Origin of the sequence: Facivitalis istanbulensis, from assembly GCF_040560405.1 — a bacterium.
In the GTDB taxonomy this organism is placed as follows: Bacteria; Pseudomonadota; Alphaproteobacteria; order Sphingomonadales; family Sphingomonadaceae; genus Sphingomonas; species Sphingomonas istanbulensis.
In genome coordinates, this window is the sequence record NZ_JAVSCQ010000004.1 from 182064 (window position 1) to 206753 (window position 24690).

The following is a 24690-nucleotide window of genomic DNA, read 5'->3' on the forward strand; positions in this document are numbered from 1 at the left end:
TCCGGGCGCTCGCGGATGCCGGGGTGGCGAATCGTCGCTGCCCCGGCATTCCTTCATGAAATCTGATTGTGGAAACCCGGCCATGCAGCGACGCCTCGCCTACGGCACCCTTCTTCTCCTGACGTCCCAGCTCGTCGCGCCAGCCGTGCTGGCGCAGACGATGGGCGGCGCGACCCCCGCGCCCGCGCAGACCAGCACGACCGCGACCAGCCCGGACGGGCAGGCTGCGACCTCGCAGAGCCGGACCCCGACGGGTCAGGACGGCCAGTCCGATGAGCCCGTCGAAATCTCGGCCCCCGGCGTCGATGCGTCGTCGAGCAGCGAGATCGTCGTGGTCGGTCGCAACATCCCCAACACGATCCGTGCCACGCCGCAGATCGTTTCGGTCCTGTCGGCCGCGGACATCGCGCGCACGGGCGAGGGCGACATTGCGGGTGCACTGACCCGCGTGACCGGCCTGTCGGTCGTCGGTGGCGGCTTCGTCTATGTGCGCGGCCTGGGCGATCGCTACTCCTCGTCGCTGCTCAACGGCTCGCCGCTGCCCAGCCCCGAGCCGCTGCGCCGGTCGGTGCCGCTCGACATCTTCCCGACCACCATCGTCGGTTCGGCGCTCGTCCAGAAGACCTATTCGGTCAATTATCCGGCCGAGTTCGGCGGCGGCGTCATCAACCTGACGACCAAGGCGATCCCGGCGAAGAACTTCATCTCGGGCGGCGCGAGCATTTCGGCGGATGACGCGACGACCAGCGGACTGGGCTATACCTATGCGGGCGGTGACGCCGACTGGCTGGGTTATGACGACGGGACGCGCGGCGTGCCCAAGTTCGTCCGCGACATCCAGGCGACCGGCAAGCCGGGCCTGATCGCCGCGTCGGACGTGCTGAAGCTCTCCAATGCGTCGACCACGCTGCTTCAGCGCAACAACCATCTGCCCGCCAACTGGTCGGGCGAAATCTCGGCCGGTTCGGTCTTCGATATCGGCAGCGACCGGCTGGGCCTCATCTCGTCGATCAGCCTGTCGAACACCTTCCGCACCCGCTCGGCGATCCAGCAGGATTCGGTGTCGCCCGACGGCACGATCCGCAACGATTATCGCACGCTGCTGACCGACAACCGCATCGTCGCCAACGCGCTGGTGGGTCTGGGCTATCAGTTTGGCGAGAACACGATCCGCTGGACCAATGTCTATATCCACGACACGCTCAAGCAGGGGCGCGGCTCGGCGGCCGAGGTGTACAACAATGCCAGCGGCCTGCGCTTCCAGCAGAATACCAACTGGTTCGAACGGCAGCTGATCGAGACCCAGCTGGTCGGCGAGTTCCGCCTGACCGATGCGCTGAAATTCGACGCGCGCGGCGCCTATGCCAATTCGAAGCGCAATGCGCCTTATGAGCGGCAGTTCGACTATCTCTGTTCGAGCCGCACCACCACCGGCGCTCCGATCAGCTATGACGGGGCGAACGGCGCGGGTGGCTTCCAGTGCGACGGCGCCTATCAGGTGACGCGGCGCTTCACGCCTTTCGCATCGATCATCTTCTCGGAACTGAACGAGAATCTGTGGACCGGCCAGGCCGATCTTTCCTACAAGATCGACAGCGATCGTCCGATGACGATCAGCGCGGGGTATTTCTATCAGGGGACGGATCGCTATTCGAGCCGTATCCAGCTCAACTATCAGACGAGCGATGGCGCGGGGACAGTCCCCGATTATCCCTATAACCTCTATCGCCCGGACTATCTGCTGAGCCCGGATGTCGTGAACAATGCCTGTCCGTTGCGCGGGCAGGGCCAGTGCACGATGGAGCTGCAATTCTCGACCCAGGCGGGTGCCTATGCCTATAACGCCAAGCTCGATGTCCATGCGGGCTATGTCCAGGCCGAGGCCGAGGTGGGCGACGGGCTCCGCGCGGTGGCGGGTGTCCGCTACGAAACGGCGGTCGAGACGGTGACCCCGGTGCAGAGCAGCACGACGCGGCTGAAGAATGATTATTTCCTGCCCGCAGGTACGCTGACCTGGAATTTCGCGCCCGACATGCAGTTGCGGGCAAGCGGTGCGAAGACCATCTCGCGGCCGCAGTTCCGCGAACTCGCGCCGCAGCAGTTCCGCGACCCCGATTCGGATCGCCTGTTCTTCGGTAACCCCAATTTGCGCGACAGCGAGTTGTGGAACCTCGAAGGGCGTTACGAGTGGTTCTATGCGCGCGACCAGCGCTTCACGGTCGCGGGCTTCTACAAGCGGATCAAGAATCCGATCGAACAGGTCGGCTTTTACACCGGCGCGGACGATCGGTTGCAGACGGGCTTCACCTATCTCCCCTCGGCGACGCTCTATGGTGCCGAGGTCGAACTGCAGAAATATGTGCCGCTGGCGGGGCTGGGCAGCGATTTCTTCGCCACGCGCCGCCTGGTCGCGATCGCCAACTACACCTACACCAAGTCGAAGATTAAGGCCGATTCGACATGCGTGCCCAACCCGGCCGTCGCGGCGGGATCGCCGGGCATGAACGGTTGCGCCTCGGGCTTCGGCCCGGCGCGGCTGTTGTTCCGCGATGGCGCGTCGCTGACCGGGCAGTCGGACCATCTGGTCAATCTGCAACTGGGGATCGAGGATACCGCGGCGCTGTCGCAGATCACCCTGTTGTTCAACTATGCCAGCAACCGCGTGACCAATCGCGGTCCGTCCTATCTGTCGGGCGACGGGTTCCAGCCGGACATCATCGAGGTTCCGGGTATTCGCCTCGACCTCGTGGCGCGCCAGGGCTTCGAACTGGCGGGTGGCAAGTTCGAGCTGAAGGCCGAGGCGCGCAACCTGACTCGGACGCGCTATAATGAGCGGCAGGATTTCGGGAATGGCCGGTTCGTCTATCTGAACCGCTATAGCCTCGGCCGCATCTTCTCGCTGGGGATCAGCACCACCTTCTGATCCACGCCGATGCGTATCAAGGCCGTCGTCCGGTAGCGCCGGGCGGCGGCCTTTCGCATTTTCGCGGGATAGAGGCTTGGGCAACGGCCGATCCGCGTCAACGCGGGCATTGGAACTCCGTCAGGCGATGAGCGATGAGGCTATTCTGCGGAATCTCGACGGTCCGCCGAACCCGTCACGCCGGACAGGATGAGGCACGGGTCAGGTTGAATTCGCCCCGAACCTGGCCAAGGGGCCATGAGGCGGGTGCGGCTGGGCTCGGGGCGCCGGGATCGCCCTTGTCCCGCACGAATGGCCGATGGGCGCGAAGCCCAATGATGCATTTCGGTATGGCGCGGTCGAACGCCATCGGAGGAGATGGAAGGGGCATGTCCCATAGCCATCATCCTGCGGGAGAGGCCGTCACGGCCACCGGCCGATGGCGGATCCTCATCCGCGCCAGGGCTGTTCCCGATACCATTTGGTGATGACATATTTCACGCCGGCGCGCACCTTCATCGCCTGGTGCAGCGTCGCCGGATTGAGCGAGCCGTCCGCGCGGCGGTTGCTCCAGGCGACCAGCTTGCCCGGTTCGGGCTGGATGATCTTGTCCACCGCCTTGAACCGGGTCGCGCCGCCCGCCTCGGGCGTGTTGAGATAGAGCATCACCGTCCAGGTGCGGTTGCCCGACACCGCGCAGTAGCGATGATAGTCCGCGCCATTGAGATCGAAATAGTCGGTATGCGCCTTGAACTCCTGTCCGACCGCATAACGCTGCCCCTGGATCGGTTCGCCATGGATGGCAGACAGGCCGGTCAGCATCGCGATGCGCCGCTCGACGTCGATCACCGCCGGATCGTCGGGGGGCAGGTCGCCGGTCTCGCTCGTGCGGAAGGCGCTGTCGCCATTGGGGTCGGCGATGGTCGAGGGACGGCGCACCGCATCGATTCGATCCATCAGCTCGGCGCAGAGCGACGCCGGCAGGACATCGCGTTTCACGAACAGGGTCAGCTTGGGGCTGGGCAGCCGCTGGATGCCCGGCGTGGCGGACAGGCGGGCGACGATCGGCGCGGCGTCGAGGCCGTTGCCCAGTTCGGAGCTTTCAAGCGACATGGCGGTCATTCCAATGCTCATGTGAAACGAATATGACGAACATGTTTCGGGCCTTTGACGCAAACATGTAACATGCGATGCCTAGGGCCGAAAAAAGCGGATGGGGTCTGATTGCATGCTGTTGAGGCTCGACGCGCGCGGGCGCCGGTTATTGCGGCGGCTGCCGGTCGTGAATGTCTATTCGGTGGCCGAACTGGCGCTGATGGCGGTTTTCGCCGTTCAGGGTGCCCGGCTGCTATGGGTGATCGCCACGCCGGTCTCGCCGCTCGGCGACTGGCGCCCGGCTCCCCCGGCGCTGGCCGGCTCGACCGCATCGATCCTCGACGGTTTCGATCCCTTTTTCCGGCTTCAGGGTGGGCAGGCGGCTCCGGCAGCGGTGACCAATTTGCAACTGACCCTGTTCGGCACGCGCATCGATGAGGCTATGGGGCGGGGGTCGGCGATCCTGGCGGGGGCCGACGGCGTGCAGCGCGTCGTCTCGGTGGGGGAAGAGATCCAGCCGGGGGTGACGCTGAAGTCGGTCGCCTTCGATCACATCACCATCGATCGCGGCGGCGCGCCCGAGGATCTGTATCTGGATCAGTCGGATGCGCCGCCCCCCGCCGCCGGGACGGCCGCGGCTTCGGCCCCGGCCCCGGCGACGATGGCGTCACCCGCATCGGGGGCTCGACCGGGGCAGGGGGTTGCGCTCGCCCAGTTGCGCAGCGATATCGGCTTCATCCCGCGCCTCGACGGCGGCCGTGTGTCGGGGTTGGTCGTGCGCTCGATCGGCTCGGGCGGGGCGTTCCGTGCGGCGGGCCTGCGCGACGGCGATATCGTCACCGCGCTCGGTGGCCGTCCGGTGACGGGGCCGGGCGATCTCGACCGCCTCGCCGGCGATTTCGCGCAGGGCGGTTCTCTTTCCATCACGGTCGAGCGGGGCGATCAGACGCTGCCGCTGTCCCTCCAGATTGCGGCACCCAAGCCATGAAAAAGCTCGTCCTCGGTTCGATTCTGGCGCTGGCCCCCGCCCTGATGCTCTCGGCGGGCGCGCAAGGGCAGACGACGCTCAATGTCCGCGACGCCGATATCCGCGCCTTCATCGCGGATGCGGCCAAGGTGACGGGGCGGACCTTCATCATCGATAACCGGGTCAACGGCAAGGTCACGGTGGTGACCGATCGCCCGCTGTCGCGGTCCGAATATTTCGAGATATTCCTGTCCACGCTTCGCTCCAACGGACTGGTCGCAGTGCCGACCTCGGGCGGGGCCTTCCGGGTGCAGCCGATCGACAATGCCGCGTCGCAGCCCGGCCGGATCGGCCTGGGCGGTGCGAACCGCAATTCCTATGTCACCGAAATCATCCGCCTGCGCGCGATCGATGCGACAAGCGCGCTGGAAACGGTGCGCCCGCTGGTCAGCGCGCAAGGGTCGGTGACCGCCAATCGCGGCGGCAACAGCCTGGTCGTGGTCGATTTCGCCGACAATATCCGCCGCATTCGCGAGGTGGTTCGGCGGATCGATGCCGACAATGCGTCGACCCGGGTCATCGCCTTGCGCAATGCGGGCGCGCGCGAGATCGCGACGGCGCTCCAGACGCTGGCGGGCGGGGCCGGTGGGCAGGGCGGCGGCGTCGCACAGGGCGCGCCCGGCGTGTCGGTAGTGGCGATCGACAGTTCCAACTCGATCGCGCTGCGCGGTGATCCGTCGGGCGTCGCGCGTTTCGCCCAGATCGCGCAGGATCTCGACAACAAGGCCAAGAGCGGCACCGAAATCCGTGTCGTCTTCCTGCAAAATGCCGATGCGGAGCAGTTGCTGCCGGTGCTGCAGCAGCTGGTGGGCCAGACGCCCGATCCGGTGCAGGAAACCACCCTGTCGCGCGGCAGCTTTTCGCAGACCAACAACCAGGTCGGCTCGGCGGCGGGCACCTCGATCGCGCAGCGTATCCAGCCGGTGGCCCAGCCCCAGGCGGCCAGCGCCCCCGGCGCGGGCGGCCAGACCGGGCAGCCGCCCGCGATCAGCACGCAAGGGGGACGGACGGCCGCGGTCGTCACCCGTTTCGTCGGGGCCAACGCCATCGTCATCGCGGGGCCGACGGACATCCAACGTCAGATCGGCGAGGTGATCCGCCAGCTCGACGTGCGCCGCGAACAGGTGTTGATCGAGGCGATCGTGGCCGAAGTGTCGGACCAGACGGCCCGGCGGCTGGGCGCGCAATTCCTGCTCGGCAGCCTGTCGGGCGGGGCCTTCGCGGCGTCGACCTATGGGAATACCGCGCCCAATATCCTCCAGATCGCGGGGGCGGTCGGCGCGCAGACCCTGGGCGGCACCAAGACCATCGTGACCGCTCCCGACGGGACGCGCACCGAAACGAACGTTCCCAACTCCGCCTATAACCAGCTCACCCAGTCGGCGGTCCAGTCGATCCTGGGCACCACCGGCGGCTTTGCCGGATGGGGCGGGCAGATCGGCGACACGGTGTTCGGCGCGATCATCAACGCGGTGAAGAGCGACACCACCTCCAACCTGCTCCAGGTGCCGCACATCATCACGCTGGACAACCAGCAGGCGCACAGCCTGGTCGGACAGGAAATCCCGGTGACGACCGGACAGGCGCTGTCGAACAATTTCGACAATGCCTTCCGCACGGTGCAGCGCCAGAATGTCGGCATCCAGCTCGACGTGAAGCCGCAGGTCAATGCGGGCGGCTCGCTGAAGCTCTATGTCCGCCTCGAGGTCAGCTCGATCGCCGGACCGGTGTCGAGCAACAATAGCGAGCTGATCCTCAACAAGCGCGCCTTCGAGAATGTCTTTACCCCCGATGACGGCCAGATCACGGTCATCGGCGGCTTGCTGGACGATAATGAGCGGCGGACGATCGAGAAGATTCCGCTGCTGGGCGACATTCCGGGGCTGGGCATGTTGTTCCGGTCCAAGGCGCGGAGCCGGGCGAAGACCAATTTGATGGTCTTCATCCGCCCCACGATCCTGCGCACGCCCGAGGACAGCCGCCGCGTCACCGAGCAGCGCTATGGCTATCTCCGCCAGTTGCAGGGCTATGCCCAGCCCGGCGTCGAGCCCTCGATCGACGAGCTGGTGCGCGATTACATGAACGCCGCGCCGCCCATTCCGCACGCGCCGATGCCCGGCAATATCGAGGATCCGCGCATCGCGGTGCCGGTCGCCAAGCCGGTCGGGCCGATCAAGCGCCGTGACTGACGCGGTCGATCCGGTGGCGACGGGGGACATGGTCCCCTTGCCGATGGGGGGCGCGCCATTCCCGGCGGCGGATCTGCCCGAGGCGCTGGAGCTGGTCGCGCCGCTGACCATTCCCTATGCCTATGCGCGCAAGTTCGGCACGGTCGTGCAGAGCGCCGATCCGCTCACCATCGCGTTGCGGGAGGGCGCGGACCCGCGCGCGCTGATCGAACTGCGCCGCCATATCGGCCGCCCCTTCGCCATCGCCCGTGTCGAGGCGCCCGCCTTCGACCGGTTGCTGTCCGATGCCTATGCCATGGACGGGCAGGCGACGGCGATCGCGGCGGTCGGCATGGGCGACGAACTCGACATGCTGGCCGATGGCATTCCGACAGCCGAGGATCTGCTCGACACCGCCGACGACGCACCCGCAATCCGCCTGATCAACGGGATCATCGCCGATGCCGCGCGCAACGGCGTGTCGGACATCCATATCGAGCCCTATGAGACCGGCCTGGTCGTGCGGATGCGCATCGACGGCGTGTTGCGCGAAACGCTGCGGATGCCGCCGCATGTCGCGCCGGTGGTGGTCAGCCGTATCAAGGTCATGGCGCGGCTCGACATCGCCGAGCGGCGTGTGCCGCAGGACGGGCGCATGGCGCTGACGCTGGGTGGCAAGCTGCTCGACGTCCGCGTCTCGACGCTGCCCAGCCGCGCGGGCGAGCGGGTGGTGCTGCGTATTCTCGACAAGGAGAATGCGGGGATCGACCTCGACGCGCTGGGGATGAACCCGGCCATGTACGGGCTGCTCCATGAGGCGCTGAGCGAGCCCAACGGCATCATCCTGGTCACCGGCCCTACGGGGTCGGGCAAGACGACCAGCCTCTATGCCGCGCTGCGCCTGTTGAACGATGGCAGCCGCAATATCCTGACCGTCGAGGACCCGGTCGAATATGCGGTCGAGGGGGTGGGGCAGACCCAGGTCAATGCGAAGGTCGGGCTGACCTTTGCGGCGGGCCTGCGCGCGATCCTGCGCCAGGACCCCGATGTGGTGATGGTCGGCGAAATCCGCGACCGCGAAACCGCCGAGATCGCGGTGCAGGCGTCGCTGACCGGGCATCTCGTGCTGTCGACCGTCCACACCAACGATGCGGTCGGCGCGATCACCCGCATGCGCGACATGAAGGTCGAGCCGTTCCTGCTCGCCTCGACGCTCCGCGCCGTCATCGCGCAGCGGCTGGTGCGGCGGCTGTGTCCCGCCTGCAAGCGCCCGGTGAAGGCCAAGCACACCGTCGCCCCGCTGCTCGGTATCGAGAACAAGGCGACGGTCCATGAGGCGGTCGGCTGTCCGCAGTGCAACGGCACCGGCTATAAGGGCCGGACCGGCGTATATGAGGCGGTGCGCGTCGATGATACGATCCGGCGGCTCATCAACGAGGGCGGCGACGAACAGGCGATCGCGGCGCACGCCTTTGCCAGGCAGCAGCCATTGGCCAGCGCGGCGCGCGCACTGGTGCTGGACGGCGTGACCACGGCGGAAGAGGCGATCCGCGTGTCCCGCCGCGATTCCGACGCCGGGTGAGGTGCGCGTTGACCATTCTTTCCGCGTTTGACCGTCGCTGGACCCGGGCTCTGGCCGGGATGGCGGGCCATGCATGGGTGAGAGGCTGACATGGCGGGCTTCGACTATGTCGCCATCGATACCAGGGGCTCGGAGAAGCGCGGCTTCATCCCCGCCGAGACGATCGACGCCGCACGCGCCGCGTTGGAGAAGCAGCGCCTCTACGTCGTTTCGGTCAGGCCGGGCAGCGGCGACACCGCCGAGCGGCGACCCCTGTTCGGGCTGAAGCTCGGCCGCGCGCGCATGTCGGTCAAGCAACTGACGCTCTTCACCCGCCAGCTCGCCACGCTCAACCGCGTCTCGCCGCTGGAGGAGTCGCTGCGCACCATCACGCGCCAGACCGAGCAGGAGCGCGTCCGCGCGATCGTCGCCACGGTGCACCAGGGCGTTACCGAAGGCCGCCGCCTGGCGGACGCGATGGCGCGCGAGCCCCGGAGCTTTCCGCCGCTCTATCGCGCGATGGTCGCGGCGGGCGAGAGTTCGGGAACGCTGCCGACCATTTTGGAACGGCTCGCCGCGCTGCTGGAGCGGCAGGCGGAGATTCGTGGCAAGCTCATCACCGCGCTCGCCTATCCGACGATCCTGGCGCTGGTCGCGATGGGGGTGGTCACCGCGCTGATGATGTTCGTCGTGCCGCAGGTGGTCGAGCAGTTCGACACGGTGGGGCAGCAATTGCCGTTCCTCACGCGGATGGTGATCGGCGTGTCGGACCTGCTGGTCGGCTGGTGGTGGCTGATCCTGGGCGTCGTGGCGCTGGCCGGGTTCGGCCTGTGGCGCGCGTTGAAGGTGCCCGCGATCCGGCTGTCCTTCGACACCTGGCTGCTCAGGCTGCCGCTGCTCGGCCGATTGCTGCGCGATCTTCACGCCGCGCGGATGGCGCGCACGCTGGGGACGATGGTGGCGAGCCGCCTGCCGCTGCTCGAAGGGCTGACGCTGACGGCAGGGACGGTCCACAATCGCCGGCTGCGCGTCGCCTCCGATGCGATCGTCGATGCGATCCGGGGCGGTGGCAGCCTGTCGGCCGCGATGCGGCGCGCGGGGGTGTTTCCCCCGCTGCTCACCTATCTCGCGGCCAGCGGCGAGGCGGCGGGGCGGCTGGACGAGATGCTGGAGCGCGCCGCCGATTATCTGGAGCGTGAGTTCGACCGCTTCACCGCCACCGCGCTGTCCCTGCTGGAGCCCGCCATCATCGTCGTGATGGGCGGTGTGGTCGCGACGATCGTGCTATCCATCCTGCTACCGATCCTCCAGCTCAACACGCTGGCCGGTCAATAAGTCGAGAGGACAAGTCATGCCTATCCCAACCCGCCGACCGATCCGCCGCAAGCGGCGCGAGGATGGCTTCACCCTTGTGGAGCTGATGGTCGTGATCGTCATCATCGGCCTGCTGGCGACGATCGTGGCGCTCAACGTCCTGCCTTCGGGCGACACCGCGCGCATCCAGAAGGCGAAGACCGATATCGCCAATATCGAACAGGGGCTGGACCTCTACAAGCTCCAGAACCTGACCTATCCGACGACGGCGCAGGGATTGCAGGCCCTGGTGTCGATGCCCGCCGGGCTGGCCGATCCGTCGCGCTACCAGAGGGGAGGTTATCTCAAGAAGCTGCCCGACGATCCCTGGGGCCGTCCCTATCTCTACGCCGCGCCGGGCCAGCATGGCGAGGCGGACGTGTGGACCTATGGCGCCGACGGTAAGGAAGGCGGCGAGGGGATCAACGCCGATATCGGTAACTGGGGTAAGTGACCGCGCGCGCGCGCCTGGATGCCGGGAACGGCGATGGGCGCGCGCTCAATGTCTTTCGCGTCGGACGGCGTCGAAACGCAGGGGAGGCCGCGTCCGCACCGCCGGCGAACGGCTTCACCCTGATCGAACTGATGATTGTGGTCACCGTGATCGGGCTTGCCTCGGCGATCGCGGTGCTGGCGATGCCCGACCGGCGCGGGCGGCTGACCGACGAGGCGTTGCGCTTCGCCGCGCGGGTGCGCGCGGCGCATGACGTGGCGGTGGTCGAGGCGACGCCGGTCAGCATCTGGGTGACGCGTGGCGGCTATGGCTTCGACCGGCGGGCCGATGGCGCATGGAGCCCGATGACCGCCAAGCCGCTGCGCGTGGCGCAATGGGAAGACGGAACCCAGGCGATGGTTCCCGACGCCAGCGGGCGGGTGCGCGTCACCTTCGACGTGACCGGACTGGCCGACCGCCCGGTCGAACTCCGCCTGACCCGCGACCGGGCGAGCAGCATCGTGCGGATCGGCGTGGACGGCACGGTGCGTGTCGATGGGTGAGCGGGCACATGACCGTCCTTTGCAGGGGGGAGAGGCGGGCTTTACGCTGATCGAGATCATGGTCGCGCTCGCCGTGTTCAGCCTGGCCGCGATGGCGCTGATCCGGCTGGAGAGCGCCACGATCCGGGGAGCGTCGATCCTGGACGAGACGTTGGTGGCGCAGATGGTCGTGCGCAATGTCGCGATCGCAGCGGTCACCGATCCGCAGGCCCCGGCGCTCGGCCGGACGAGCGGCACCGAGGTGAATGGCGGGCGCAGCTGGAAATGGACGCGGGTGGTCAGCGGCACCGGCGATGTGCGCGTGGTGCGCATCGACGTGATGGTGGCGAATGCGGGCGGCGGCATTGTCGGACGGATGACGATGGTGCGCCCACCGCTCGCCATGCCGCCGGTCGGCGTGTCGGCATCGTGACGACTATCGCGGCTCGCCCCGGCGCAGATCGGGGGCCCGTACGCGGGAACCTGCAACGGAGGGCAGGGCGACGTCGCGCATGTCCGGGCGTCTCTCACCCCGGTCCTGGCATTTGCCGGGATGGGATTCGGCCCAATGGCTTCACCCTGGTCGAAGTCATGGTGGCGCTGCTCATCTTCTCGATGCTGGCCGCCGCCGCCGTCGCGATCCTGTCGCTCAGCGTACGGACGCAGACGATCACCGGGCAGAAACTGGATGCGATGGCGGCGGTCAGCCGGACGACCGCGATCCTGTCCGCCGATCTGGCGCAGGCGGTCGACCGCCCGACCCGGGACGAGGGCGGGGTGCAGACCCCGGCGATGGTCGCGGGCCCCGATGCGATGCGGTTCGTGCGCGGTGGTTGGAGCAATCTGGACCAGGCGCAGCGGCCATCGCTGCAAAAGGTCGCCTATCGGCTGAACGGCGACGTTCTGGAGCGGGTGGCTTGGCCGCTGCTCGACGGGACGACGCCGATGGAGCCCGCCGCGCTGATGGACCATGTGCGCGAACTGCATCTGCGCTACCGCTTCCAGGGCGGCTGGCTCGATCAGTGGCAGGGGGAGCCCGGCGTCGCCCTGCCGCAGGCCGCCGAGGTGACGATCGTTCGCGACGACGGGCAGATCCTCCGCCAGCTGTTCCTGGTCGGCACCGGCTATGCGACCACGCCGGCGTCGCTTCAGCCCGGCCCATCGCCGTCTCCCAGTCCGACACCGACGCCCGATGGCTAGGGCTACGCCGCCTCGGGGCGAGCGCGGCGCCGCGCTGCTGACCGTCTTGATCCTGGTCGCGATCATCGCGGTGATCGCCGCGACCGCGCTCGAAAAGCTGCGCCTGTCGACCCGGCTGGGCGGCAATGCGGTGGCGATCGAGCAGGCGCGCGGCTTTGCCTATGCCGCCGAGGCGCTGGCGATCATCCGCATCGGCGATCTGCTGGAGCGCGCACAGGGCAAGGTTTCGTTGCTGGGCGACTGGAGCAACCGGCCCTTCGCGCTGCCGCTCGGCGACATGGCGGGCGGTGGCAGCGCGGTGGCGCGCGTCACCGATGGCGGCAATTGCTTCAATCTCAACGGGCTGGCCCAGCCTTTGTCCGGTCAGCCGGGCGTCTATATCGGCAACGGCATCGAGGTCGCGCATTTCGCCAAGCTGATGCGGCTGATCGGCGTGTCGGGCCAGGTCGCGCAGCAGGTGGCGACCGCCACCGCCGACTGGATCGACAGCGACCAGAACCCGCAAGGGGGGGGGGCGGAGGACGCGGTCTATCTGGCGCGCGATCCGCCCTATCGGACCGGCGGGACCTTGATGGCGGATGTCAGCGAGATGCGGATGGTGAACGGCGTCACGCCCGAACTCTATGCGCAGCTGCGCCCCTGGATCTGCGCGCTGCCCGAGGCCAAGGCGACCAGCGTCAACATCAACACGCTGGCGCCCGAACAGGCGCCGCTGGTCGCGATGGCGCAGGTCGATACGATTTCGCCCGGCAGCATCGCCCAGGCTCTTTTGCGCCGCCCGCCGCAAGGCTATGCGGACGCAGGCGCGTTCTGGGCGCAGATCGCGGGGGCGAGCGGCGGGGGCAGCGTGGCGACGACCAGCCGCTGGTTCGATCTGCGCATCGACGTGACGCTGGGCGGCGTCCGGGTTCAGGAACGCGCGCTGGTGGATGCGACGCGAATGCCGCCGCGCCTTGTCGCGCGGACTTGGGGGGAAGAGTGATGAGTGCGACCAACCTCCTGTTCCTGCCGCCGGGCGAAGGCGGCGATTTCCGGTGGATGCGGATCGAGGATGATCGCGTCGCGGCGGCGGGCGAGGGCGTGCCGCAGGGGGATGGCGATGTCGTCGCGGTCGTCCCGGCCGATGCGGTGTCGTTGCACTGGGCGGCGATCCCCGCCCGCTCGACCGCGCAGGCCGCGGCCGCCGCGCGGCTGCTCGCGGCCGAGGTCAGCGCCGGGGCGATGGACGAACTTCATGTCGCGGTCGGCGAGGAGGTGCCGGGAGAGGCGGGGGGCGAGCGCGCCATCGGCATCGTCAATCGCGGCGCGATGGCGGGCTGGCTGACCCGGCTGGGCGCGCAGGGCGTCGATCCGGTCGCGGTCGTGCCCGCCCCGCTGTTGCTGCCGCGTCCCGATGACGGCTTTGTGCGCGGCGACCTGGCGGGGCAGGCGGTGGTGCGCGGGCGCAATGCGGCCTTTGCCGATGAGCCGGGCCTGACCGAGATCGTGACGGGCGACGCGCCGCTGGTCGATCTGGATGCCGACGGGATCGCCCGGATACTGGGCGCGGCGGTGGCCGCCCCGGCGCTCGACCTGCGACAGGGGCCGTTCGCGCGGCGGCGCGGCTTCGCGATCGACTGGCGACTGGTAAAGCGGCTGGGCTGGTTGAGCCTGGCGATCATCGTCGCGACGCTGGCGATCGATTTCGTGCGCCTGGTCAAATACAGCTTCGCCGCCGACGCGACCGAGGCGAAGATCGCGCAGGTCGCGCGTACCGCCCTGCCGCGCGGCGAGACGCTGGTCGATGCCGATCGCCAGCTGGCCGAGCGGCTGTCGGCGGTGCGCGGTCCGGGGCAGGGGTTCAGCCGGACGGCGGCGGCGATGTTCGCGGCGGTGCGCGGCGTGCCCGGGACCGAACTGACCGCGATGGATTTCCAGCCGAGCGGTGACGTCCGGCTGGGCGTTGCGGTGGACCGCGAGGCGCTGGCCACCGATTTGAAACGCGCGATCGAGGCACAGGGCTTTACCGTCCAGCCCAGCACCTTCGTCGCGGCGGGCGGTCGGATCACGGGAGAATTCACGGTGCGCGCGCGATGAAGACCCTGAGACTCTGGTTCGACGGCCGCTCCACCCGCGAGAAGCGGCTGGTGCTGGTCATGATGGCGCTGCTGGCAGTGACGATCATCTGGGGCGGCCTTCTGCGGCCGCTGGGCGACGGGCTGTCGAGCGCGCGCGAACGCCATGCCGATGCCGTGATCCGGCTGGGCGAGGCGGAGGCGATCGCCGCCGATCTGCGCCAGCGGCGTCGCCGTCCGCCCGCCTTGTCGGGTACGCTGGCGGACACGGTCCGCGTCTCGGCCGAGCAGGCGGGCTTCACCCTGGCCGCGCTGACCGAGGATGGGCCCGGCCGGGTGCGCGCGCAGATCGCCTCGGCCCGGCCGGCCGCGCTGACCCCGTGGCTCGCCCGGCTGGAGCGCGGCGGCGTGCTGGTCGAGCAGGCGACGCTGACAGACAATGGCGACAGGACGGTGGCGGTCGCGCTGCTCGTGCGGACGCGGGCGTCGTGATGCGGTTGCGGCTCACCACCCGCCCGGCCGTGCTGTTCGCGGCGATGCTGGCCATCGCGCTGATCGTCTTTATGCCGATGCGTCTGGCGCTGGGCGCGACGGGGCTGGCCGATCAGGGACTGACCGCGCGGCGGGTCGGCGGCACCATCTGGGGCGGAAGCCTGCTGGAGGCGCGGTTCGGCGCGGTCGCGCTGGGCGATCTGCGCGTGTCGTTGTCGCCGCTCGCCCTGCTGGTCGGGCGTGCGACGCTGGCGTTCGAGGGGGCCGGGATCGATGGCCGTCCGATCGGCGGGCGTGCGTCGATCGGACGCCATGCCATGGGGATCGAGGGCGTGACCGCCAGCCTGCCCGCCGCCACCCTGTTCGCGCCGTTGCCGGTGACCAGCCTGTCGCTGGAGGACGTGACCGTCCGCTTTCGGGATGGCGTGTGCGAGGAGGCGAGCGGGCGTGTTCGTGCGACCGTGGCGGGGGAGGCGGGCGGCCTGCCGCTGCCGCCCAGCATGATGGGCAATGCGCGCTGCGAGGCGGGGGCGCTGCTGCTGCCGATGGCGGGGCAGGGCGGGACGGAGGCGGTCAATCTGCGCGTTCGCCCCGATGGCCGCTACACTGCCGACCTGGTCCTGACGCCCGGCGATCCGGCAACGGCGGCGCGGCTGGAGGGGCTGGGCTTCGTCGCGGGATCGGGTGGCGGATATCGGCTTTCGGCGCAGGGGCATTTTTGATCCGATTGATTTTGGGCGCTTGACGAAGGCCAGTCATCCCGTTTAGGGGCGCAAGCCTTCGCGGCGACCGTAGTTCAATTGGTTAGAGCGCCGGCTTGTGATGCCGGAAGTTGCGGGTTCAAGTCCCGTCGGTCGCCCCATTTTTTTCAGGCCACTATGCTGGCCGCGGCACCGGCCTGACCCCGCGCCGTTTCCCCCAAAATCCTTGCCGATTCGGGTGGCCGGATCGGGGCTTCCTGTCCGGTTCCGTTCTGTCGGGCGCAAGGACGAGCATGACGAACTGGGGCTTTCCTGATTTCGATGCGCATGAAGGCGTGCATCTGTTCACCGATCCCGCATCGGGGTTGCAGGCGGTCATCGCGGTGCATTCCACCCATCTCGGCCCGGCGGCGGGCGGTGCGCGCTTCTGGCATTATGCCACCCCCGCGCTCGGCATCACCGACGCGCTGCGCCTGTCGCGCGGCATGAGCTACAAGAATGCGATGGCGGGTCTGGCGCTGGGCGGCGGCAAGGGCGTGGTGCTGGCGGCGAAGCAGGGCGACACGATCACCACCGCGCAGCTCGAAGCGTTCGGCCGCGCGGTCGAATCGCTGGGCGGGCGTTACGTCACGGCCGAGGATGTCGGCATGTCCGAGGCGCGGATGAAGGTCATCGCGACCCAGACCCGCTATGTCTCCGGCCTGCCGGTGGCGAGCGGTGCGGCGGGCGGCGATCCCGGCCCGTACACCGCGCATGGCGTCTATCTGGGCGTCAAGGCGGCGGCTGGCCGTGGGCTGGGCGCGACCGACATGAAGGGCGTCCGCGTCGCCATTCAGGGCGTCGGCTCGGTCGGCGGCGGTCTCGCCAAGCTGCTGGCCAAGGACGGCGCGATCCTGACCATCGCCGACGTCAACCAGGCGCGCGCCGAAGCGATGGCGGCGGACCTGGGTGCCAGCATAGCCTCTGCCGACGAGATCCTGTTCGCTGATGTCGACCTGGTCAGCCCCAATGCGCTGGGCGCGGTGCTGACCGCCGATTCGATTCCGCGGCTGAAGGCCAAGGTTGTCGCGGGCGGCGCGAACAACCAGCTGGCGACCCGTGAGGACGGCGCGCGCGTGGCGGAGGCGGGCATCCTCTATGCGCCCGATTATGTCATCAACGCGGGCGGCATCATCAATGTCGGGCTGGAATATCTGGGCCAGGGCGACGAGGCCGAGGTGATGGCGCGCATCGCCAGGATCCCCGAGCGGCTGGAGCAGGTGTGGCAGCGTTCGGCGGAAACCGGCGCTCCCGCGTCGGACGTCGCGGACGAGATTGCACAAGGCCTGATCGGGCGCTGATGCGCCTTTCCTCCCCTGCACGGGGAGGCGGCAGTCCGCAGGACGGACGGAAGGGGGCTTCTTCACAGGGTGTCCTGTGTGGCGCTCCCCCTCCGTCACCGCGTCGCGGCGGTCCCCCTCCCCTTGCAGGGGAGGAAGTTGATTACACCCATCGAAATTCCCGCGAGAAAAGCCGGTTGACGAACCGGCCCTCCACGCCCATTTGCCAATCGGATCAAATTCATCTGATTGGGAGATCATGCGCCTTTCCAGCCTGGCCGATTATGCGGTCGTCATGATGACCGCCGCCGCACGCGAAGGCGTGGGCGGTCGGAGCAACGCGACCCTTCTCGCCGCGCAGACGGGCGTGCCGCTTCCCACCGCGCAGAAGCTGGTCAGCCGTCTGGCCGCCGCCGACCTGATCGAGAGTTCGCGTGGAGCCGGCGGCGGCATCCGCCTGGCGCGGGCGGCCGATGCGATCAGCCTGGCCGACATTGTCGAGGCGGTGGATGGCCCGATCGCGCTGACCGCCTGTGTCGAGGGAGCCGCGCATGACTGCGGTCTCGAAATGCAATGCCGTGTCCGGCCGCATTGGCATGTCGTCAATCAGGCGGTACGCGCAGCCTTTTCCGGGGTGACGCTTGCCACGCTCGCCGCCGATCCTGTTGATTCGCATGTGATGGGCGCCGAATCGCGTCCGGGGGTATTCGCCTGATGGCTACGAAGAATGCAGAGGCGCTCGCCGCCGCCAACAAGAAGTATGAATGGGGCTTCGCCACCGAGATCGAGCAGGACTTCGCGCCCAAGGGGCTGAGCGAGGATACGGTCCGCTATATCTCGGCGAAGAAGGGCGAACCGCAATGGATGCTCGACTGGCGGTTGAAGGCGTTCCGGCTGTGGCAGACGCTGGAGGCTCCCGACTGGGCCAAGCTGAACGTGCCGCCGATCGACTATCAGGACGCCTATTATTACGCCGAGCCGAAGGCGAAGAAGACGATCGCCTCGCTCGACGAACTCGATCCCGAGATTCGGCGGACCTATGAAAAGCTGGGCATCCCGATCGCCGAGCAGGAAGTGCTGGCCGGGGTGGAGGGTGCGCGCAAGGTTGCGGTGGACGCGGTGTTCGACAGCGTTTCGGTCGCGACCACCTTCCGCAAGGAACTGGAAGCCGCGGGCGTCATCTTCCGCTCCATCTCGGAGGCGATCCGCGAATATCCCGAGCTGGTGAAGAAGTGGCTGGGCAAGGTCGTGCCGCAGCGGGATAATTTCTTCGCCACGCTTAACTCGGCGGTCTTTTCCGACGGGACGTTCGTGTACGTGCCAGAGGGCGTCCGCTGCCCGATGGAGCTGTCGACCTATTTCCGCATCAACGCGGAGAATACCGGCCAGTTCGAACGCACGCTGATCGTCGCGGACAAGGGGGCCTATGTCTCCTATCTCGAAGGCTGCACCGCGCCGATGCGCGACGAGAACCAGCTCCACGCGGCGGTCGTCGAGCTGGTCGCGCTGGACGATGCCGAGATCAAATATTCGACCGTCCAGAACTGGTATCCTGGCGACGAGAATGGCGTCGGCGGCATCTACAACTTCGTCACCAAGCGCGCGCTGTGTCAGGGCCGAAACAGCAAGGTGTCGTGGACGCAGGTCGAAACCGGATCGGCGGTGACGTGGAAATACCCGTCCTGCGTGCTGACGGGCGACGGCTCGGTGGGCGAGTTCTACTCGGTGGCGGTGACGAACAACCGCCAGCAGGCCGATACCGGCACCAAGATGATCCATCTGGGCAAGAACACCCGCTCGACCATCGTGTCGAAGGGGATTTCGGCCGGGCACTCGGACAACACCTATCGCGGCCTCGTCCGCGTGGCGGCGACCGCCGAGAATGTCCGCAACTTCACCCAGTGCGACAGCCTGTTGCTGGGCGACCAGTGCGGCGCGCATACCGTGCCCTATATCGAGGTGAAGAACCCCAGCGCGCAGATCGAGCATGAGGCGACGACCAGCAAGATCAGCGAGGACCAGTTGTTCTACGCAATGAGCCGTGGGTTGGATCAGGAAGCGGCGGTCGCGCTGATCGTCAACGGCTTCGCGCGGGAAGTCTTGCAGCAACTCCCGATGGAGTTCGCGGTCGAGGCTCAGAAGTTGCTGGGGATTTCGCTCGAAGGTTCGGTCGGGTGACATATATTGTGGCGCTGCTTCTCTTTTTGCCAGCAGTGCTCATTTCTATGGTTGTCGCGACGTTAATGGACCTTGCAACAAAATTACCTCGTATAGCAAGCCTGATAGTTGCGGTTCTGTTGGCGCCGATTGGATCACTTTTTTTCTTTTATATCGGCGCGGGTATACTGGGGTTGATGGCGGTGCTCTATGTGCCGATGTTTTTGCTATTTGGGCTGGTCGGTGCTCTTATCGGGTTGAAAGCTGTCGATGTGCTTCGCGATTTGCGCGGTCATGATCAAATTTAGACGATGGATGTCATGCTGAAAATTGAAAACCTTCACGCCGAGATTGACGGCAAGCAGATCCTCAAGGGCCTGACGCTCGAGGTGAATGCGGGCGAAGTCCATGCGATCATGGGGCCGAACGGCGCGGGCAAGTCGACGCTCGGCTATGTGCTGGGCGGGCGTCCCGGTTACGAAGTGACCGAAGGTTCGGTGACGTTCGACGGCGTCGACCTGCTCGAACTGGAGCCGAACGAGCGCGCTGCGGCGGGCCTGTTCCTGGGCTTCCAGTACCCGGTCGAGATCCCCGGCGTGTCCAACGTCCAGTTCCTGCGCGAAAGCCTGAACGCGCAGCGCGGCCAGCGCGACGAAAAGCCGCTGTCGGGTGGTGAATTCCTGAAGCTCGCCCGCGTGCAGGCCGATGGGCTGGGGCTGAACCAGGACATGCTCAAGCGGCCGGTCAATGTCGGCTTCTCGGGCGGCGAGAAGAAGCGCAACGAGATGGTCCAGATGGGCATTCTGAACCCCAAGTTCGCGATCCTCGACGAAACCGACTCCGGCCTCGACATCGATGCGCTGCGCATCGTCGGCGACGGCATCAACCGGATCATGCGCGCGCCCGACAAGGCGGTGCTGCTGATCACCCATTATCAGCGGCTGCTCGACTATGTGCAGCCCGACCGGGTGCATGTGCTGGCCGATGGCCGCATCGTGCGCTCGGGCGGCCCCGAGCTCGCGCTCGAACTGGAGCGTGAGGGCTATGCGGGCGTCGAGGGAGCGGCGGCGTGACCACCACGCTGGAACTCCCCTCGACCCGCGAAGAAGCGTGGCGCTGGGCGGATATCGACGCGCTTCGTCGCGCGGCGGAGAGCGAGCGGGCGGCGCCGGTCGCGGGGGTGGATCGCTTCCTCGATCTGCCGGGTGCACGGTTGTTGTTCGTCGACGGCGTGCTGGATGAAAGCGCCAGTAACGTCGGCCCGGTCGAGCTGACCCAGATCGACGCCAGCGACCATCCGCTCGGGCGGCAGGCGCTGGGGCATGGCTGGTCGCTGCGGCTGGATCGCGATGCGGTCGCCGATCCAGTGCAGATCGTCCATGTCGCCAGCGGTGCGGCCAACCACCTGCCCGCCGAGATCGTGCTGTCCGAAGATGCGGCGGCGCAGGTCTATGAGACTTATGTCGGGCGCGGCTGGACCAACCGGCTGACGCGGGTGACGCTGGCAGCGTCGGCGCGGCTGATGCGGGCGGTGCGGTTGTTGCAGGACGACGGCTTCGTGTCGCTGCGCGAGGAAGCCGAGCTGGGCGAGGGCGCGAGCCTGACCGCGACCTTCCTGGCCGCCGGAACCATGGGCGTGCGGATCGACGGCGGGATTACCCAGACCGGCGATGGTGCCTATGCCGAGTTCGGTGGTGCGCTGCTGACCAAGGGCGAATTGAAGCAGGAATGCGCGGTCGCTCTGCGCCATGCCGCGCTGAACGGCCAGAGCCATCAACTGTGGCGCGCGGTCGCCGCCGATCGCAGCCAGGCGAGCCTCGCCGCGCGGGTCGAAGTGGCGCGCGATGCGCAGAAGACTGATGGCGAGCAGTCGCTTCGTGGCCTGCTGCTCCAGCGCAGGGCGACGGTCAATCTGAAGCCCGAGCTGGAAATCTTCGCCGACGACGTGAAGTGCGCGCATGGCGCGACCGTGGGCGAGCTGGACGCCAAGGCGCTGTTTTACATGCAGAGCCGTGGCATTCCGAAGCCCCGCGCGCAGGCGCTGTTGACGCGCGCCTTCGTGGCGGATGCGATCGACCGGATCGGAAACGAGGTGGTGCGCGAAGCCTTTGCGGCGGACGCGGATGCCTGGCTGGAGGCGGCGCTTTGACGAGTGCCGCGCCTCTCGACCGCGTTTCGGATTTCCCGGCGATCCCGGACGGCTGGGCCTATCTAGACACCGCCGCGACCGCCCAGAAGCCGCAAGCCGTGATCGATGCGATCACGCGCGCCTATGACACTAGCTATGCCACCGTGCATCGCGGCGTCTATCAGCGTTCAGCCGACATGACGGTGGCGTATGAAAAGGCGCGTGAGGCGACCGCACGGTTCATCGGCGCCGGATCGGCGAACGAGATCGTCTTCACGCGCGGCGCGACCGAGGGGATCAACCTCGTCGCGCAATGCTGGGCCGCGACCAACCTGAAGGCGGGCGACCGCATCCTGCTGTCGATGCTGGAGCACCATTCCAACATCGTGCCGTGGCAGATGGTCGCCGAGCGGCTGGGCGTCGCGATCGACGTGTTGCCGCTGACCGCCGACCACCGCATCGACCTGGACGCGATGGCGCACATGCTGACCCCGGCGCACAAGCTGGTCGCGCTGGGCCATGTGTCGAACGTCCTCGGCTCGGTGCTCGACGGGCGGCGTGCCGCCGATCTGGCGCATGGCGTGGGCGCGAAAATCCTGCTCGACGGATGCCAGGCGGTGCCGCGCATCGCGGTCGATGTGGCGGCGCTCGATTGCGACTTCTACGTCTTTTCAGGGCACAAGCTCTACGGCCCGACCGGCATCGGCGTGCTGTGGGCGCGGCCCGAGCTGCTCGACGCGATGCCGCCCTATCAGGGGGGCGGGTCGATGATCGACCGCGTGACCTTCGAGAAGACCACCTATGCCCCGCCGCCCGGCCGGTTCGAGGCGGGGACGCCGCATATCGTCGGCGCGCTGGGGCTGCATGCCGCGATCGACTATGTGTGCGGGATCGGGCTGGACGCGATCCATGCGCATGAGGCGGCGCTGGTCGCGCAGGCACGCGAAGGGCTGTCGGCGATCAATTCGGTGCGGCTGTTCGGCCCGGAGGATTCGGCCGGGATCGTCAGTTTCGCGGTCGAGGGGGTTCATCCCCACGATATCGGCACCATATTGGACGAGAGCCGGGTGGCGATCCGCGCGGGCCATCACTGCGCCCAGCCGCTGATGGAGGCGCTCGGCATACCCGCCACCGCGCGGGCGAGCTTCGGCGTGTATAACGGACCCGATGACGTCGCGGCGCTGGTGGATGGCGTCCGGCGGGTCACGAGGATTTTCGGATGAGCGACTACAGGATCGAGGAAGTGGACAGCGTGGCGCAGCCGCCCAAGGCGCGGGTGCAGGATGTCGTGGAAGCGCCGGCCCAGGATGCTTCGACAGAGCGTCAGCGCGACTATCTGTCGGGCTTCCTGTCGCAAAAGCCGGTCGGCGACGATCCGACCCAGCCGGGCGGTGCGCTGTATGACGGGATCATCGATGCGCTTAAGGATATTTACGACCCCGAAATCCCGGTCAACATCTATGATCTGGGGCTGATCTACGGCGTCGAGGTGACCGAGGGCGGCCATGCGGTCGTCACCATGACGCTGACCACGCCGCACTGCCCGGTCGCCGAATCGATGCCGGGCGAGGTGGAACTGCGCGTCTCGGCGGTGCCGGGGATCGCGACGGCGGACGTCAACCTGATCTGGGATCCGCCCTGGGACCCGCAGAAGATGTCCGACGATGCCAAGCTCGAACTGGGGATGCTGTGACGATGGAGACGACCCTGCGCCCGCGTCCCGCCGCGCTGAACCTGACGCCATCGGCGAAGGGGCGGATCGCTGATCTGATGGCGCGCGCGCCCGAAGGGGCGATCGGGGTGAAGCTGTCGACGCCGCGCCGGGGATGCTCGGGGCTGGCCTATTCGGTGGATTATGTCACCGAGGCCGAGGCGTTCGACGAAAAGATCGATACGCCCGGCGGCACCCTGTTCGTCGATGGCGGGTCGATCCTGTATCTGATCGGATCGACCATGGACTGGGTCGAGGACGACTTCACCGCCGGGTTCGTGTTCCAGAATCCCAACGCCAAGGGTGCGTGCGGGTGTGGGGAGAGCTTTACGGTTTGAACGGTGGTTGGGGGCGAGGCCCTCGGCTTCGCTCAGGCTGAACGGGGGGACGGGGTGTTTGCGATCATCCCCATACCGCCCCGGCCAAATTTCAGCTCACCTGAACCAAAGCTTCAACCATCCTAAAACCTTCAACCACCCCGGCGAAGGCCGGGGTCCAGTCTCCCATCGATCGAGACCATAGGCTTCACCGTCACTGGACCCTGGCCTTTGCCGAAATGGTCGTCGGTTTAGATGCGGTGCTCCAGCGTCAAACTGGCACCATCCCACTCGATCGCCAGATCGCGATAATCCGTCACCATCGCATGGCGGGTATCCATCACCCCGCGATGCGTCTCGGCGATCACCATCACCGTCATTCCCGCCGCGTCTGCCGCCGCAATCCCGGCAGGCGCATCCTCGAACGCGAGGCAATCCTTCGGCGCGAAGCCCAGTTTCCTCGCACCCAGCAGGAAGCCGTCCGGCGCGGGCTTGCTGCGCTCGGCATCCTCCGCCGTGACGAAGACGCTCGGCAGCGGCAACCCCGCCGCTCTCAACCGCACTTCCGCCAGCCGTTTGGGCGCGGACGTCACGATCGCCCAGCGATCCGCCGGCAACGCCGCCAAGAATTCCGCCGCGCCGCCGATCGGCACGACATCGTCGAGGTCCAGCATTTCCGCTTCGGTCAGGGCGTGCGCCTCCGCGACCGGATCGACGCCGGGCAGGTTCAGCCGCCGGATCGTCTCGACCGACTGGACGCCGTGGATCGTCGGCAGGAACGCTGCAACGTCCAGCCCATGGCCCTCGGCCCAGCGGGTCCAGCTGCGTTCGGCCGAGGCAATGGAACTCAATATCGTGCCATCCATGTCGAACAGGAAGCCGCCAAAGGCGCGGGTCGGCAGACTATGGGTCATCGGCACTCCCAAGGGAGGCCCCGCCGCCCGGGCGACGGCGGGGCAGGGGCTTAGTTGGCCTGGAACACGCCGCAGGCGATGCGGCCGCCGCTATTGCCGCTCGGATCGGTCTTCAGGTCGTCGGCCTGGGCGTGGATCACGATCGCCGATCCGTCCGCGTCGAGCAGCCCCGCCATGGTCGCGCCGGGGATGACGACGCCCAGCGTTCCGCGACCGTCATTGCCGACCGTCATGTTCGGCATGTCGCCTTCATGCGGGCCTTGCGGGTTCAGGCTGCCATGCTGGCGATGGGTGGGGTTCCAATGGCCCCCGGCCGTGGTGAAGTCGGGCGCATCGCAACGGCCGATCATATGGATATGAACGCCATGGATGCCCGCCGGGACATTGGAGGCATCCAGCGTGAAGCGGACCCCGCCCTTCACCTCGGTCGCGGTCGCGCGGCCCGCGTCCATGCCGGTGCCGGTCTTCAGCATCGCGGTGGCGCTGGCGCCGCCGGGCGCGGGGGTGCCGGTCTCCATCTTGGTCTGGTCGCAGGCCGTCAGGCCCAGGGTGAGGGTGCAAAGGGTGAGCAATGTGATATGGTTCATGGCAATAGCTCCCTGTTCAAAACGGACGA

The 24690-nt window shown here is 67.5% G+C and carries 25 protein-coding genes and 1 tRNA gene; 23 read left to right on the plus strand and 3 right to left on the minus strand.

The window, feature by feature from the left end:
• Positions 1-82 precede the first annotated feature (82 nt).
• On the plus strand, positions 83-2923 hold the full coding sequence (locus tag RN629_RS04745) for a TonB-dependent receptor domain-containing protein (protein WP_407034121.1): 2841 nt from the start codon (positions 83-85) through the stop codon (positions 2921-2923).
• Positions 2924-3352: 429 nt separating this feature from the next.
• Here RN629_RS04745 and RN629_RS04750 read toward each other — a convergent pair whose 3' ends face one another.
• Positions 3353-4024, minus strand: a complete 672-nt coding sequence (locus tag RN629_RS04750) for a prolyl hydroxylase family protein (protein WP_407034122.1) — start codon at positions 4022-4024, stop codon at positions 3353-3355.
• A gap of 106 nt (positions 4025-4130) precedes the next feature.
• Between RN629_RS04750 and RN629_RS04755 the strand changes: the two genes are divergently transcribed.
• From RN629_RS04755 to RN629_RS04860, 22 genes are all read left to right on the plus strand, one after another.
• Positions 4131-4985 (plus strand): type II secretion system protein N, encoded by an 855-nt coding sequence (locus RN629_RS04755; protein ID WP_407034123.1) that lies wholly within the window; start codon positions 4131-4133, stop codon positions 4983-4985.
• Positions 4982-7213, plus strand: a complete 2232-nt coding sequence (gene gspD, locus RN629_RS04760; RefSeq protein WP_407034124.1) for a type II secretion system secretin GspD — start codon at positions 4982-4984, stop codon at positions 7211-7213. Before RN629_RS04755 ends, gspD begins: the two co-directional genes overlap by 4 nt.
• A 43-nt stretch (positions 7214-7256) precedes the next feature.
• Entirely contained in the window at positions 7257-8774 is a 1518-nt protein-coding gene (gene gspE, locus RN629_RS04765) for a type II secretion system ATPase GspE (RefSeq protein ID WP_407034172.1), read from the plus strand.
• A 90-nt stretch (positions 8775-8864) separates the two neighbouring features.
• On the plus strand, positions 8865-10088 hold the full coding sequence (gspF, locus tag RN629_RS04770) for a type II secretion system inner membrane protein GspF (RefSeq protein ID WP_407034125.1): 1224 nt from the start codon (positions 8865-8867) through the stop codon (positions 10086-10088).
• 16 nt (positions 10089-10104) lie between these two features.
• Positions 10105-10560 (plus strand): type II secretion system major pseudopilin GspG, encoded by a 456-nt coding sequence (gene gspG, locus RN629_RS04775; RefSeq protein ID WP_407034126.1) that lies wholly within the window; start codon positions 10105-10107, stop codon positions 10558-10560.
• The gene (locus RN629_RS04780; protein ID WP_407034127.1) at positions 10557-11102 is read left to right on the plus strand and encodes a GspH/FimT family pseudopilin; all 546 of its coding nucleotides are present in this window, start codon (positions 10557-10559) and stop codon (positions 11100-11102) included. Before gspG ends, RN629_RS04780 begins: the two co-directional genes overlap by 4 nt.
• Positions 11095-11514, plus strand: a complete 420-nt coding sequence (gene gspI / locus RN629_RS04785; RefSeq protein WP_407034128.1) for a type II secretion system minor pseudopilin GspI — start codon at positions 11095-11097, stop codon at positions 11512-11514. The genes RN629_RS04780 and gspI overlap by 8 nt, the downstream gene beginning before the upstream one ends.
• A gap of 125 nt (positions 11515-11639) precedes the next feature.
• Positions 11640-12281 (plus strand): type II secretion system minor pseudopilin GspJ, encoded by a 642-nt coding sequence (gene gspJ / locus RN629_RS04790; RefSeq protein ID WP_407034173.1) that lies wholly within the window; start codon positions 11640-11642, stop codon positions 12279-12281.
• Positions 12274-13263 carry a type II secretion system minor pseudopilin GspK gene (gspK, locus tag RN629_RS04795; protein WP_407034129.1) on the plus strand — a complete coding sequence of 330 codons (990 nt, stop codon included), beginning with the start codon at positions 12274-12276 and terminating at the stop codon, positions 13261-13263. Before gspJ ends, gspK begins: the two co-directional genes overlap by 8 nt.
• Positions 13263-14357, plus strand: coding sequence for a type II secretion system protein GspL (gene gspL / locus RN629_RS04800; RefSeq protein ID WP_407034130.1), 1095 nt, complete (start codon positions 13263-13265; stop codon positions 14355-14357). Before gspK ends, gspL begins: the two co-directional genes overlap by 1 nt.
• Positions 14354-14827, plus strand: a complete 474-nt coding sequence (gene gspM / locus RN629_RS04805) for a type II secretion system protein GspM (RefSeq protein WP_407034131.1) — start codon at positions 14354-14356, stop codon at positions 14825-14827. Before gspL ends, gspM begins: the two co-directional genes overlap by 4 nt.
• Entirely contained in the window at positions 14827-15549 is a 723-nt protein-coding gene (locus RN629_RS04810; RefSeq protein WP_407034132.1) for a type II secretion system protein N, read from the plus strand. Before gspM ends, RN629_RS04810 begins: the two co-directional genes overlap by 1 nt.
• A 63-nt stretch (positions 15550-15612) precedes the next feature.
• Positions 15613-15689: transfer RNA gene (locus RN629_RS04815), tRNA-His, on the plus strand.
• A gap of 132 nt (positions 15690-15821) precedes the next feature.
• Complete coding sequence (locus RN629_RS04820) at positions 15822-16868, plus strand: Glu/Leu/Phe/Val dehydrogenase family protein (RefSeq protein WP_407034133.1); 1047 nt, start codon at positions 15822-15824, stop codon at positions 16866-16868.
• Positions 16869-17106: 238 nt separating this feature from the next.
• Entirely contained in the window at positions 17107-17562 is a 456-nt protein-coding gene (locus tag RN629_RS04825) for an SUF system Fe-S cluster assembly regulator (protein WP_407034134.1), read from the plus strand.
• A complete protein-coding gene (gene sufB, locus RN629_RS04830) occupies positions 17562-19025 on the plus strand; it encodes a Fe-S cluster assembly protein SufB (protein WP_407034135.1) in 1464 nt (487 codons plus the stop codon). The genes RN629_RS04825 and sufB overlap by 1 nt, the downstream gene beginning before the upstream one ends.
• Positions 19022-19312 (plus strand): hypothetical protein, encoded by a 291-nt coding sequence (locus RN629_RS04835; RefSeq protein WP_407034136.1) that lies wholly within the window; start codon positions 19022-19024, stop codon positions 19310-19312. Before sufB ends, RN629_RS04835 begins: the two co-directional genes overlap by 4 nt.
• Before the next feature lie 12 nt (positions 19313-19324).
• Complete coding sequence (sufC, locus tag RN629_RS04840; RefSeq protein ID WP_407034137.1) at positions 19325-20077, plus strand: Fe-S cluster assembly ATPase SufC; 753 nt, start codon at positions 19325-19327, stop codon at positions 20075-20077.
• The gene (locus tag RN629_RS04845) at positions 20074-21153 is read left to right on the plus strand and encodes a SufB/SufD family protein (protein ID WP_407034138.1); all 1080 of its coding nucleotides are present in this window, start codon (positions 20074-20076) and stop codon (positions 21151-21153) included. The genes sufC and RN629_RS04845 overlap by 4 nt, the downstream gene beginning before the upstream one ends.
• Positions 21150-22355, plus strand: a complete 1206-nt coding sequence (locus RN629_RS04850; RefSeq protein ID WP_407034139.1) for an aminotransferase class V-fold PLP-dependent enzyme — start codon at positions 21150-21152, stop codon at positions 22353-22355. The genes RN629_RS04845 and RN629_RS04850 overlap by 4 nt, the downstream gene beginning before the upstream one ends.
• Positions 22352-22825: an SUF system Fe-S cluster assembly protein gene (locus RN629_RS04855; protein ID WP_407034140.1), complete on the plus strand. Its 474-nt coding sequence runs from the start codon at positions 22352-22354 to the stop codon at positions 22823-22825. The genes RN629_RS04850 and RN629_RS04855 overlap by 4 nt, the downstream gene beginning before the upstream one ends.
• A gap of 2 nt (positions 22826-22827) precedes the next feature.
• Positions 22828-23181 (plus strand): HesB/IscA family protein, encoded by a 354-nt coding sequence (locus RN629_RS04860; protein ID WP_407034141.1) that lies wholly within the window; start codon positions 22828-22830, stop codon positions 23179-23181.
• A gap of 230 nt (positions 23182-23411) precedes the next feature.
• Here RN629_RS04860 and RN629_RS04865 read toward each other — a convergent pair whose 3' ends face one another.
• Together RN629_RS04865 and RN629_RS04870 are read right to left on the minus strand one after the other, a co-directional pair.
• The gene (locus RN629_RS04865) at positions 23412-24074 is read right to left on the minus strand and encodes an HAD-IA family hydrolase (protein ID WP_407034142.1); all 663 of its coding nucleotides are present in this window, start codon (positions 24072-24074) and stop codon (positions 23412-23414) included.
• A 50-nt stretch (positions 24075-24124) separates the two neighbouring features.
• Positions 24125-24661 (minus strand): superoxide dismutase family protein, encoded by a 537-nt coding sequence (locus tag RN629_RS04870; protein ID WP_407034143.1) that lies wholly within the window; start codon positions 24659-24661, stop codon positions 24125-24127.
• Between the last annotated feature and the right edge of the window lie 29 nt (positions 24662-24690).